General features: G+C 40.9%; 15 protein-coding genes and 2 riboswitches. Of the genes, 12 read left to right on the top strand and 3 right to left on the bottom strand.

Annotated elements, in window-relative coordinates:
- Positions 1–71 precede the first annotated feature (71 nt).
- Positions 72–710, bottom strand: coding sequence for a cupin domain-containing protein (locus tag RSX31_RS07680; protein WP_315634169.1), 639 nt, complete (start codon positions 708–710; stop codon positions 72–74).
- Between the two features lie 218 nt (positions 711–928).
- Here RSX31_RS07680 and comGA point away from each other — a divergent pair, with 218 nt between their 5' ends.
- The 9 genes from comGA to RSX31_RS07635 all read left to right on the top strand — a co-directional run bounded on the left by comGA (position 929) and on the right by RSX31_RS07635 (position 5686).
- Positions 929–2002 carry a competence type IV pilus ATPase ComGA gene (gene comGA, locus RSX31_RS07675; protein ID WP_449619198.1) on the top strand — a complete coding sequence of 358 codons (1074 nt, stop codon included), beginning with the start codon at positions 929–931 and terminating at the stop codon, positions 2000–2002.
- Entirely contained in the window at positions 1986–3008 is a 1023-nt protein-coding gene (comGB, locus tag RSX31_RS07670; protein ID WP_315634167.1) for a competence type IV pilus assembly protein ComGB, read from the top strand. Before comGA ends, comGB begins: the two co-directional genes overlap by 17 nt.
- Positions 3009–3108: 100 nt before the next feature.
- Positions 3109–3414 carry a competence type IV pilus major pilin ComGC gene (comGC, locus tag RSX31_RS07665; RefSeq protein WP_315634165.1) on the top strand — a complete coding sequence of 102 codons (306 nt, stop codon included), beginning with the start codon at positions 3109–3111 and terminating at the stop codon, positions 3412–3414.
- Complete coding sequence (gene comGD, locus RSX31_RS07660) at positions 3410–3856, top strand: competence type IV pilus minor pilin ComGD (protein WP_315634200.1); 447 nt, start codon at positions 3410–3412, stop codon at positions 3854–3856. The genes comGC and comGD overlap by 5 nt, the downstream gene beginning before the upstream one ends.
- Entirely contained in the window at positions 3840–4166 is a 327-nt protein-coding gene (locus RSX31_RS07655) for a hypothetical protein (protein ID WP_315634164.1), read from the top strand. Before comGD ends, RSX31_RS07655 begins: the two co-directional genes overlap by 17 nt.
- Positions 4138–4596 (top strand): competence type IV pilus minor pilin ComGF, encoded by a 459-nt coding sequence (gene comGF, locus RSX31_RS07650; RefSeq protein ID WP_282138818.1) that lies wholly within the window; start codon positions 4138–4140, stop codon positions 4594–4596. Before RSX31_RS07655 ends, comGF begins: the two co-directional genes overlap by 29 nt.
- 16 nt (positions 4597–4612) lie before the next feature.
- Entirely contained in the window at positions 4613–4945 is a 333-nt protein-coding gene (locus RSX31_RS07645) for a hypothetical protein (RefSeq protein WP_148995657.1), read from the top strand.
- A 3-nt stretch (positions 4946–4948) separates the two neighbouring features.
- Positions 4949–5458: a shikimate kinase gene (locus RSX31_RS07640; protein ID WP_282138820.1), complete on the top strand. Its 510-nt coding sequence runs from the start codon at positions 4949–4951 to the stop codon at positions 5456–5458.
- A gap of 48 nt (positions 5459–5506) precedes the next feature.
- Positions 5507–5686 (top strand): YqzE family protein, encoded by a 180-nt coding sequence (locus RSX31_RS07635; protein ID WP_044340022.1) that lies wholly within the window; start codon positions 5507–5509, stop codon positions 5684–5686.
- A gap of 78 nt (positions 5687–5764) precedes the next feature.
- Here the strand turns inward: RSX31_RS07635 and RSX31_RS07630 are convergent, their stop codons facing one another.
- Both RSX31_RS07630 and RSX31_RS07625 read right to left on the bottom strand, forming a co-directional pair.
- Positions 5765–6556, bottom strand: a complete 792-nt coding sequence (locus RSX31_RS07630; RefSeq protein WP_148995655.1) for a YqhG family protein — start codon at positions 6554–6556, stop codon at positions 5765–5767.
- On the bottom strand, positions 6525–8225 hold the full coding sequence (locus RSX31_RS07625) for a DEAD/DEAH box helicase (protein ID WP_148995654.1): 1701 nt from the start codon (positions 8223–8225) through the stop codon (positions 6525–6527). Before RSX31_RS07625 ends, RSX31_RS07630 begins: the two co-directional genes overlap by 32 nt.
- A gap of 174 nt (positions 8226–8399) precedes the next feature.
- Positions 8400–8491: riboswitch (glycine riboswitch) on the top strand.
- A gap of 3 nt (positions 8492–8494) precedes the next feature.
- Positions 8495–8573: riboswitch (glycine riboswitch) on the top strand.
- Positions 8574–8670: 97 nt separating this feature from the next.
- On the opposite strand from RSX31_RS07625, the gene gcvT reads away from it, so the two are divergent.
- From gcvT to gcvPB, 3 genes are read left to right on the top strand one after another with little or no spacing between them, the layout of a single operon-like run.
- Positions 8671–9777 (top strand): glycine cleavage system aminomethyltransferase GcvT, encoded by a 1107-nt coding sequence (gene gcvT, locus RSX31_RS07620; RefSeq protein ID WP_148995653.1) that lies wholly within the window; start codon positions 8671–8673, stop codon positions 9775–9777.
- Between the two features lie 16 nt (positions 9778–9793).
- Positions 9794–11140 (top strand): aminomethyl-transferring glycine dehydrogenase subunit GcvPA, encoded by a 1347-nt coding sequence (gene gcvPA / locus RSX31_RS07615; RefSeq protein ID WP_315634158.1) that lies wholly within the window; start codon positions 9794–9796, stop codon positions 11138–11140.
- Positions 11133–12596: an aminomethyl-transferring glycine dehydrogenase subunit GcvPB gene (gene gcvPB / locus RSX31_RS07610; protein ID WP_315634156.1), complete on the top strand. Its 1464-nt coding sequence runs from the start codon at positions 11133–11135 to the stop codon at positions 12594–12596. Before gcvPA ends, gcvPB begins: the two co-directional genes overlap by 8 nt.
- The last annotated feature ends 88 nt before the right edge of the window (positions 12597–12684 follow it).

Here is a 12684-nt window from a genome sequence, read left to right as displayed (position 1 = left end):
TTTACAAAATATAGTATGGTTGTATTTTGATATTCTATTCATTAGTTTTTAATAAAAGTTCTCTCCGCTTTTTAAAAGGTTTTTGGAATGCACTGACGATGATGATAAGGGTTTGGCTGATAGTGATAGTGATATGGGGAATAGGCGAAATGGGATTGTCGTTGAGATAAATGCCTATCTGGATCTAAGCAAGCAGGACCGATGTAAGTACTTGGTTTCACCTTTTCTGTCGTTTTGATCCAAGCACCTTCATCCATGCAATAATTGTACGCCATGACACTTGAAGGGGTGAACTTTAAGATATCCGAACCTAATATCACTTCCGGTGTAGGGGCATTAAAAATGGCCAATAGGTGAGTTTGATCCTGGGTTGCTTCTTCATAATGCCACCAGCCTTGTGGAACATTTGCCACCTGTCCAGGTGAAATACGGAAATTTAAGACTTCCTTAGTATATGGATTGAGCATGGAAACAACAGCTCCACCAGAAATGCAATAGACCAGTTCAGCTGCATTCTGGTGGTAATGTGGTTCCACAAAATTATGTTTACTTAAATAGATATCAAGGAGGGAAGAGTTATCCAACGTATTCAACTGATTTACCCCTAAGATATTTATTAAATTTTGATTGTCTTTTTTAAATAAGGGACTTTTATTAACATCAAAAAAGAATTGAGCTTCCGGAGAGGTGTAATCCATGTATTTACTCATGGGATATTGTCACCACTTTCGTTTTATGATTATTATTCTTTTTATGTATATGGGCGAGGGGTGAATGTGTGAATGACTGTGGTCGGGTTTGAGCAATGAAGAAATAATTTCAGTTATCCTTAAGTATTTGGTGAGAAAAAAATTTAAGGAAAAAGAAGGATTTTGTAAGTTAATGTCGTATATCTTAAGTTAAGAAAACAGAAAGGTGGTGCCTATATATATTTCACTCAGTAGAATCCTTATCGGAAGTAATGATTGGAGAAGCTTTCAGCGGTGATGCGACAGATGTTCATGTCATACCGAGAACGAAAGATTACTTGATTCAGTTTAGAAAGCTCGGGGTATTAGTACCGTTCCACACCGTTGATTCGGATCAGGCAGAACGATTGATAGCCCATTTAAAGTTCATGGCTTCCATGGACATTGGAGAAAAACGAAAACCTCAAAGTGGCTCCTTCAGTCTTACCGTTCGAGGTACACCTCTATCACTCAGAATTTCTACCTTACCAACCACTCATTTAAAAGAAAGTCTCGTCATTCGAATACTCCCCCAAAAGTATCAAATCCCAATCGATAAAATGTCCCTGTATCCTTCATCTGCAAAAAAATTACTCGCTCTACTTATGTATTCTCATGGTCTCATTATATTTACAGGTCCAACTGGCAGTGGGAAAACGACAACTTTGTATTCCCTTGTCCTCCATTGTTCCGTTGCCCTGAACCGTAATGTGATCACTCTTGAAGATCCCGTAGAGAAGCTTCATGAAGAAATGGTGCAAATTCAAGTGAATGAAAAAGCGGGGATTACGTATTCCGCTGGTTTAAAAGCGATATTGAGGCATGATCCCGATATTATTATGGTGGGGGAGATACGGGATCGGGAAACAGCGGAAATTGCGGTGAGGGCTGCTTTAACAGGTCATTTAGTAATCACGACCATGCATACGAGGGATGCAAAAGGTGCTATTTACCGTTTAATGGAATTAGGAATTGAATGGCATGATATTCAACAAACACTGTTAGCCGTATCAGCACAGAGGTTACTAAAGTTAGTTTGCCCGATTTGCAAAACGGAGTGTGGGGGGAATTGTCTTCGAGGTAAAAAGGTTAATAGAGCTTCTGTCTATGAAATTGTAACAGGAAGTGCTTTGAAAGAAGTAATAAAAGAGGCGAAAGGGGAGTCGGTCCAATATCAATATCATACACTCCAAACCTTGATCAATAAGGGGGTGGCACTGGGATTTGTTTCAGAACTTGAATATAGGAAATGGATACATGAAGAGAAGCGATGATCAAGGTAAGTTTCTTAAAAGACTTGGAGACCTCCTCCAAAAGGGTTATAGTTTTTCAGAAGCCATCGATTTTCTCCTGCTCCCTAAAGAAAAGAATACCCTCAAATTAAAAAAGAGAATGATTATATCATTGCAAAAAGGAGAGTCCGTCTCTTCGGTCATCAACAAACAGCTGAACATCCCGAGCCATGTCAGTGCACAAATTTATTTTGCCGAGCATCATGGTCAAATGGGCCAGACTCTATCAGAGGCGGGAAACTATCTGATAAAAAGAAGAAAAAATCAGCAGAAAATCCAACAAGTCATTCAGTATCCATTCATGCTCATCGTTGTATCGATTTTACTGATGGTCTTGCTTCAAAACGTGCTTTTCCCAAGATTTCAATCTTTGTATACTTCTATCGGATATGAACCTTCAGCAAATCTAAAGTACCTCTTACACTTCATTGAAAGCTTCCCATTAATTTTCAGTATAGTTTTACTATCACTCATTATCTGCACCATAGTATTCTCCCTGTTCCAAAAAAGAATTTCTCCAATTAAAATCTCAGTCGCCCTATGCAAAATTCCTTATCTGTCAAATTATTTAAGGCTTGGTCACTCACACTTTTTTGCGAGAGAACTAAGCTTCCTTCTCACAAGCGGGGTATCCATTACAGAGTCACTCCTCATCATTGAAAGTCAATCCTTCCGACCAACGTTACAATACGTTTCAAAAAAATTGATCAAAGGATTAAAAGAAGGGAAACCATTTCATGAATGTTTTTCATCGCTTCCGTTTTTTCAAAAAGAGTTACCTTTTGTTGTCCATCACGGGCAATCCAATGGACGATTAGCAGAAGAACTGGGACTTTATAGCGAAATGTGTTTCCAAGAATTAGAGGAGAATACCAATGCATTGCTTAAATATATTCAGCCGATGATCTTTACTTTTGTAGGTCTTTTCATCATGACGATCTACTTCTCCATTATGATGCCGTTATTTCAGATGATGCAGGGTATTTAGAAAAGTAGCAATGCCTCGACACAACAGCAAATGAAATGAATTTCGTCGAGTCACCGCATTCTCATTAGTAAAAAATTCACAAAACCGAAGGAGGAACACCATGCTTAAAAACGAAAAAGGGTTCACCCTAATCGAAATGATGATTGTTCTATTAGTCATTTCTGTATTGCTTTTTATTACGATACCCAACGTCACCAACCAAAGTAATTCAATTAACTCCAAAGGCTGCGAAGCATTTGTTCACATGGTGGAAGGCCAGGTTGAGGCGTACAAAATGGATGGGAATGCGCTTCCCGTCACCATAGATACCCTCGTTACAGATGGGTATTTAAATGAGAATTATAAAGCCTGCCCTGACGGAAGTGCCATCACCATTGATGCTGAAGGGATGGTAACCTCTAATTAATGAAGTAAGAAATGGGGAAGGAGGGTATACCCTTATTGAGATGCTTGTCGTCTTATTGATTTTCACGACCCTTCTGACTTGGGTCAGCTTTTCCATCTTTCCTATGAAAGATGGGAATGAAAAGGACTTATTTCTTTCCCAGCTCCAATCAGACCTCTACCAGATCCAAAGCTACAGCATCAGACATCAAGTTCCCATCACAGTGACCTTTTACGCTGTAACCAATAAATACGTTGCGAAAACCGCTACTAGACAAACGATTGTCTCAAGAGAGATTTCATCTTCCATTCAGATTACATCCATTAACAGCTTAACAGACATCACATTCTATCCGGATGGAAATACAAATCGATTTGGCAAGCTGAACTTTAAAATGGGAGATACCATGATTCAGCTCATGTTTCAAATTGGGCAAGGGAGGTTTTATGTACGGGAATACTAAAGGTTTCTCACTTCCGGAAACCCTTATTGCCTTCAGTTGCATCCTTATGATAGCAGGCGTATTTATACCTTTTCTGATCCAATATGCTTCTCAACTTCAACGACTTCAGCATGAAGTGGAGGCTTTGAAATTTCTTGAAGAAGGGGTGGAGAAGGCAATCGTCAGGCACGAGTATGTGAATCATTCAAGAATGTATAAAGGTGTCAGATACGAATTCGATTGGAAAGGCGGATTCAATGAAGAAGCATGTGTCCACTATCATAAGAGAGGTGCGAATCCCCATGAAGTCTGTATCTCAAAGGCTGAATAACAATGGGTTTACATTAATCGAGGCTCTGTTAAGCTTTACAGTATTCTGCATGATTTCACTATGCATTCCACTCATCATGAAGGGCTTCTCTACGATAAAAAATGATATGGTTCCACCGCATTATTATGAATGGAATTTATTCAATGAGAGTTTGAGAAATGAACTATGGAGAGGGGAAAGTATAGTGATCACGCCTGATAAGATTTCTTTCCTAGTGAGTGGTGAATCCATTTCGTATGAAAAGTATAATCAATCCATTCGAAGGAGGGTAAATAATCAAGGGCATGAAGTGGTACTACAGTCAGTGGATTCATTTAGCTTTGCATCCATTATCCAGGGAGTGCATATGGATTTGGAGTTTGTGGGTGGAGAAAAAGTGGAGGGGGAATTCTTTTACTTTTCAACCGAACAAGGAGAAGGAAAGCCTTAACAATAAGGGGTTCATATTGCCATATACTTTGTTCCTTCTGATGGTTATTTTATCTGTAGGGTTTGCTGCAAAGGATCTTTTTATAAGTAAATATCTATACTTAACAAATATGAAAAACATTTATGAAAGAAACGTGAGTGTATCCCATGCGATTCTGTTGGAGATGGAGAGTGGGATGCTTACTTCCAAACAATTGAAAGGGAATTATGGTGAAATCGTGACCCACAGCGAAATGGTCACCCCGGATGAAATACGATTGGAAGTGACGTTCAAACGGGATGAGAAGCTTTTTCTTCCGACGACGGTTGTGTATAATAGGGAAACAAAACACATAATAAGTTGGGAGTAGAATATGAAACCGATTTTCTTTATTGGATTTATGGGGGTAGGAAAAACGACGATTGGGAAACATCTTGGTGAATTACTGAATCTACCGGTCATTGATATGGACAGTTACATTGAAAACAAAGAGAAAAAGTCCATTAAAGAGATCTTCAATCAGCAGGGGGAACAACATTTCAGAGATCTGGAGAACAAAGTGCTCCTTGAGTTGGCAAACAAGCAAGCGGTTATCACTACTGGTGGTGGAGTGATTGAAAGGGAAGAGAACCGGGAGATCTTGCGACAACAGGAATTTGTATTCCACCTGACTTGTCCTTTTGCTTCATTATGGTCCCGTTTAGAAGGCGATGAAAATCGTCCACTCGTACAAAATAATTCAAAGGAACGATTATCGAGTTTATTCAACCTTCGCTTCCCACTGTATGAGAGCGGGAGCTCCATAACGATTCATACAGACAATAAAACCATAGAAGAGGTTATTGAAGAAATACTTCCTTATCTAGATGGGCAAGCTGAATAAAATTACTTATAGCCGGGCATACTGATAAAAGCAGGAGGTGGTGCTTTTATGTCAGTGAATGATTATGTTAAATTCATAACACAAACATTTGTCCAACATTATGAAAAATCACCTCATGAACGTAAAAGTATAAAGAAGCAGCGGAAGAATGAGCGAGAACCATTCCTATTTCGCTGGTTCGGGATCATACCATATGCTTTCATGATAATGTTTAAGAAAAATAAATAATCAACGGCTGCCTTTTGGCAGTCTTTTTTTTGGAGTTAAACAGAGTAAGCGTCTAAAAGCACTTACTCCGTTTAACAATCAATTGTTGTTCTGTAAATAAAAAATCCCGCCGTTAATAATATCAATAGAAATCTTAGGTTCATATTGTTCTTTTAAGGCTTGTTGTTCCAGGAAATAGGATTCGGGTTTTTCCTCTTGATCTCCATAAAAGTGATTCAATAATTGTAAATCTTCCTCCCACGTCTTTCGTGCCTGCTCAGCCCATTCAACAGGTTCCTTTTTGATCTCTTCATACAGGTACGTTTGAATGCGGTTCACTCCGCTTCTCGGTTTGATGATCGGTGTCAATGTGAACGAGAAATCAGGAATCTTAGGTGTCAGATTTCTGGACATCAATGACGAATGAAAGTTTTCCAGAAGTACGCCATTGATCAGATTTAATCCGATGCTTCGAATGCTGTCTTTTTTTCGGTTGGATTGATACGAAATTTTGATATTCAGTCCGAGCCAGGGATGAAGAGGGGTTTGCTGACCACTCGGTGTGTGCCCGTTTTCGTATAAGCGAATATACCCTGCTAAATTTCGTGTTGAATGGAAGATTTGGTGTAACCGTGGAGAACCAAAGTGAATAGGTTCTCCTTTTAAGTCTTCAGGTGCTTTATCCGGATTCGTTATAAGGGACAATGTCATAGGATTTGGAATACCTCCCGTTTTCTCAAGGTAATGCCAATAGAAAGGACGGTTCATCAGCTCCTTATCCAAATCAATCGTGAGTTGGACGGTCATATGGCCGTTTCCGTTCGCAACCAGGTCACATCCATTAGCCACGAAGTATCTCTCAAGAAATTGATGAATTTCGTGCTGCTGCATTTGATTTCTCCTCCTTTAATTGTTCGGCAAATTGAATCATACTCGTTAAATTCTCCATTTTTATCTTCATTTCCCCTTCCGTCCTGGATGAAGAAAGAATATCGGTTACATGCTCTTCGAAGTCACGGAAATCCAGGCGGGTAAGGATTTCATCCAATTGTCCGATCACTCGTTCAAAGAGATTGATCTTTTCATAAAGAAGCTTTAATATATGTTCTTCGACCGTGTCTCTGGTAGCGAAATTGTAGATGTGAACATCCTCTGTCTGTCCGAGACGATGGACACGACCGATCCGCTGCTCTAACCTCATAGGATTCCAGGGCAGGTCAAAGTTGATCACGTGATGGCAGAATTGGAGGTTGATTCCTTCCCCTCCGGCCTCAGTAGCAATTAGCACCTGTGCATGCTTTTGAAAGAGTTCACGCATCCAGTCCTTTTTTCCCCGTTTAAATCCACCTCGGAAAGGTACGGAGCTTATTCCATGCTGTTTTAAGAACCATTGCAGATAGAGCTGTGTCGCACGGTACTCTGTAAATATTATCACTTTATCATTGATCGATTGAACGATTTCCAATGCTTTCTGAGCCTTGGAGTTCATTGTCACGTTTTCTACTTTTTTCATCAGGGTGCCAATAGTATTCTCAAAACCAACCGTGGGAGCTTCCTTCTTCTCAAGCATGTTTTTGAGAGTGTAAAATACTGCTTCACGAGAGCTGCATGCTTCTCTTTGAAGTGTCATCAGCGAGAAGGAGCTTGAATTAGCCCAGTCATCATAGTTCCCCCTGAGCAAATCGATGCTGTTATATAAATCTCTTTCGGCTTCGTTAAAATCGATTAAGACAGTCTTTACGTGCCGTTTTGTCCATTCAATTCCCGTATCGCTGCGTCTGTTACGAATCATCACTTTGTTAATGAGACTTTTTAAATGTTCGTCCTCTTGAAGAGTACGGTCCCCTTTTTTATATCTGTCAGAAAACCCGGATTCATTTCCGAGATGTCCAGGCTTAAGGAGAGAAACTAGGTGAAAGATTTCTTCAACACGATTTTGGATAGGCGTCGCTGTCAGAAGAAGGCAGAACTTCTTTTTTAGATTCTGGACAAATTCATAGTTTTTTGTTTTATGATTTTTTAGTTTGTGAGCTTCATCGATAATCACCAAATCATAGTCCTGTTCATACACTTTTTCCCGATGAGGGCTCCGCTTAGCCGTATCCATGGATGAAACGACAATATCGCACTGATCCCATACGTAACTTTTTCGTTGCGGAACAGCCGGAATGAAAAACTTACTGTTTAATTCATAGGCCCATTGAGAGACCAGGGAAGCGGGAACCAATATTAATACTTTCTTCACTAATCCTCTAATCATGTATTCTTTTAATATCAATCCGGCTTCAATGGTTTTACCTAATCCAACCTCATCTGCAAGGATCGCTTTTCCGTTCATCGTTTCGACAACCTGCTTTGCTGCTTCAAGCTGATGGGGGAGCGGAGTGACGTTTGCCAAATGTTTTGGTGCTTGCAGGCCTTCAAAGTTCGGAATTGCAAGATGATGTTCAAATTCGATGGCCAGCTTATAAAGCTCCCAATTTCCCCATGGGCCATCGTTATCAATTAAATTCTCGAGACCCTCGCCCCATTCTTCATCAAATAAAACCTCAACATTCATCTGAAAAACATCTCCTTAATTCTAATAAAAATGATTGCTCAATCCTCGTATTTAATGGTAGGATGAAAATAGATTTTCTAATGTTTAAAAAACTCGAAAATCCGAACATTCACATTTACAACATTTCTTCTGTATATTTCTAGTATGACCAAATGTTTCAAGGAATATTGGCGAATGATAACAAGGGGAGAGACTGTGCATTCAGCGCCGAAGGAGCAAGCACATTTAAGTGTGAATCTCTCAGGCAAAAAGACTCTTGTTGGACGCAACTCTGGAGAGTGTTTCCGTACGGGAAACCACCAAAGGGGAAAGCCGTTCTTCGGTAAACTTTCAGGTGCAAGGACAGAGAAAACTTCTTTATGAAAAGGGGTTTTTCTGTCCTTTTTTCATGGGATAAAACTTGGTTAAGGATTATGCATGTAAGGAAGATAAAGGGGGAAAAGTCATGTCAGAGTTAAAACAAACACCTTTATACGAAGTGTACAAAGAGTATGGAGGAAAGACCATCGACTTCGGTGGCTGGGCTTTACCAGTGCAATTCTCAAGCATTAAAGAAGAACATGAAGCGGTAAGATCCCGAGCTGGACTATTCGACGTTTCTCATATGGGAGAAATTGAAGTGAAGGGTGAAGGGGCTCTTGACTATTTACAAAGAATGATGACAAATGATGTCTCCAAAGTAAAAGATGGAGGAGCTCAGTATACGGCTATGTGCTACGAAAACGGTGGGACGGTCGATGACTTATTGGTTTATAAAATAAAAGATAATGATTATTTGCTCGTTGTAAATGCGGCAAATATAGATAAAGATTTTCAGTGGCTGAAAGAACATGAAGTCGATGGGGTTGAAATCAACAACATCTCTGAACATATGGCGCAATTGGCACTTCAAGGTCCACTTGCTGAACAGGTTTTACAAATACTTACAAACGAACATTCACTAAGCGATATCGGATTTTTTAAATTCCAGACCGAAGTGAATATAGACGGTAAGCATGCACTTGTTTCACGTACCGGTTACACAGGGGAAGATGGATTTGAGATTTACTGTGATGCAGGTGATGCGGCCGCAATATGGAAAGCCATCCTGGATGCAGGGAAGGAGCATGGTGTACTTCCATGCGGACTTGGTGCACGTGATACATTGCGTTTTGAAGCGAACCTTGCCCTTTACGGACAAGAATTATCTCAATCGATCACGCCGATCGAAGCAGGGATTGGATTCGCCGTAAAAGTGAATAAAGAGGTTCCATTTAATGGTCAGGAAGTGCTGAAACAACAAAAGGATGAAGGCGCCCCAAGAAAAATCGTCGGGATTGAAATGATCGATCGCGGAATTCCACGTCATGGATATAAGGTGTATTCCGGTGAAGAAGAAATAGGGGAAGTCACGACCGGTACACAATCGCCAACATTAAAGAAAAATGTAGGATTAGCATTACTTGATAAAAAGTTTACTTCTTTAGATACGGAAGTGCTGGTTGAAATCAGAGGGAAAAAGTTAAAAGCGAAAGTAGTAGCCACACCATTCTATAAAAGACCAAAGAAATAGGGGAGGAATGACGGTCATGAAGCATCGTTATTTACCGATGACAGAGCAGGATCAAAGGGAAATGTTAGACAGCATAGGAGTAGACAGCGTTAACGATCTATTTGAAGATATTCCTGAGAAGGTTCGTTTCAAAGGGGATTACAAAATCAAAGAAGCGAAGTCAGAAACGGAATTGGTAAAGGAACTGACCAAAATGGCAGCGAAGAATGCTGACCTGAAAAGTCATTCATCCTTTTTAGGGGCTGGAGTATACGACCACTACATGCCGATCATCGTGGATCATGTATTATCACGCTCTGAATTTTATACAGCTTATACACCATATCAGCCGGAAATCTCGCAAGGAGAACTTCAAGCCATTTTTGAATTCCAAACGATGATTTGTGAGCTGACCGGCATGGATGTAGCCAATTCTTCCATGTACGATGGAGGAACGGCTCTTGCCGAAGCAGCTATGCTTAGTGCAGGGCAGACCCGTCGGAAAAAGGTCCTGGTTTCAAGCACTGTGCATCCGGAATCACGTGATGTTTTACGATCTTATGCAAAAGGTCAGTATATAGAAGTCGTAGAAATCCCGCACAATAACGGTGTTACGGATGTGGAAGAACTTAAGAAATTAATGAGTAATGAAATTGCAGCGGTAGTCGTTCAATATCCTAACTTCTTCGGCCGGGTAGAAGAACTAAAAGCCATCGAAGAAGTGACTCATGCTGAAAAAGCGATGTTCGTGGTTTCTTCAAATCCCCTTGCATTAGGGGCACTTACTCCACCTGGACAACTAGGCGCAGATATCGTCATTGGTGATGCACAGCCATTTGGTATTCCAAGTGCATTCGGTGGACCGCACTGTGGATACTTCGCCGTTAACAAAAAGCTTATGCGTAAAGTTCCAGGCCGTCTTGTTGGTCAAACAGTTGATGAAGATGGAATCAGAGGGTTTGTTCTGACTCTTCAAGCACGTGAACAGCATATCCGTCGAGATAAAGCCACGTCGAATATTTGTTCAAACCAGGCATTAAATGCACTCGCTGCATCTGTAGCCATGACGGCGCTTGGAAAACAAGGCGTTAAAGAGATGGCGCTTCAAAATATCCAAAAAGCACATTATGCAAAAGAAGCCCTTAAAGCAAAAGGGTTCTCCATTGCATTTGAAGGACCATCATTCAATGAGTTTGTCGTAAAGGTAAATATGCCGGTTAAAGAAATCAATCAAAAGCTTTTAGGAAAAGAAATGATTGGTGGATACGATTTAGGAGTAATGGATGACAGCTTATCTCAGCACATGCTAGTGGCTGTTACTGAACTTCGCAGCAAAGAAGAAATCGACGCATTCGTAGCAGAATTGGGGGATTGTCATGAATAAGCAAGATCAACCTCTTATTTTTGAATTATCTAAAGAAGGCCGTGTAGGCTATAGCTTACCTGAAATGGATGTACCACAGGTTGAATTATCGGATCTCATCCCATTGGATTATATCCGTTCGGAAGATCCAGAGCTTCCAGAAGTATCCGAACTGGATATCATGCGTCATTATACGGCATTATCAAAACGTAATCATGGTGTGGATTCCGGTTTCTATCCATTAGGATCTTGTACGATGAAGTACAATCCGAAGGTGAATGAAAACGTTGCACGCTTAAATGGATTTGCTCATATCAATCCTCTGCAAGAAGCAGAAAGCGTTCAAGGTGCCCTTGAACTGATGTATGATCTTCAGGAGCATTTGAAAGAGATCACGGGCATGGATGAAGTGACCCTTCAACCTGCTGCCGGTGCTCATGGAGAGTGGACGGGTCTTATGATGATCCGGGCTTACCATGAAGCAAATGGCGACACACACCGTACGAAGGTCATCGTACCGGATTCTGCTCATGGAACAAATCCTGCCAGTGCGACTGTAGCAGGTTTTGAAACGGTAACGGTAAAATCAAACGAGAATGGATTAGTTGATTTGGAAGATCTGAAGCGTGTAGTAGGAGATGATACAGCAGCCCTGATGCTGACCAATCCGAACACACTTGGATTATTTGAAGAAAACATTCTGGAAATGGCTGCAATCATTCATGAAGCAGGGGGTAAGCTGTATTATGATGGTGCCAATTTAAATGCCGTATTATCAAAAGCCAGACCGGGGGACATGGGATTTGATGTCGTGCATTTAAATCTTCATAAGACGTTTACGGGACCTCACGGAGGCGGTGGTCCGGGAAGCGGTCCTGTCGGAGTGAAGGAAGACTTGATTAAATACCTTCCTAAACCGGTCCTGGTGAAAAATGGCGATAAGTTCGAATTCGATTACAACCGTCCTGATTCCATTGGCCGTGTAAAACCTTACTATGGGAACTTTGGAATCAACGTTCGTGCCTATACGTACATCAGAACGATGGGTCCAGACGGGCTGAGAGCCGTTACAGAAAACGCAGTCCTGAATGCAAATTACATGATGCGCCGACTGGCTCCTCACTTTGACCTTCCATACGATCGTCATTGTAAGCATGAATTTGTCATCAGCGGAAAACGTCAAAAGAAGCTGGGCGTCCGGACATTGGATATTGCGAAGCGTCTACTCGACTTCGGATATCATCCGCCAACGATTTACTTCCCATTAAATGTGGAAGAATGCATGATGATCGAGCCAACTGAAACAGAATCTAAAGAAACACTCGATTCCTTCATTGATGCCATGATCCAGATTGCCAAAGAAGCAGAAGAAACGCCGGAAATCGTCCAGGAAGCACCTCATACAACCATCGTCAAACGTATGGACGAAACACTCGCAGCGAGAAAACCGGTACTGCGTTATACAAAAGAAAACTAAAGAATATAAATTGGAAATCCCCGCAGCCAATCGCTGCGGGGATTTTTTTGAGGGACGGACCTATGTAATATAAAACCAACCCTACCCG

The organism is Rossellomorea yichunensis, assembly GCF_032337515.1.
GTDB lineage: Bacteria > Bacillota > Bacilli > Bacillales > Bacillaceae_B > Rossellomorea > Rossellomorea yichunensis.
Note: the sequence above shows the minus strand (reverse complement) of the source record. Positions and strands in the feature narration are given on the sequence as shown.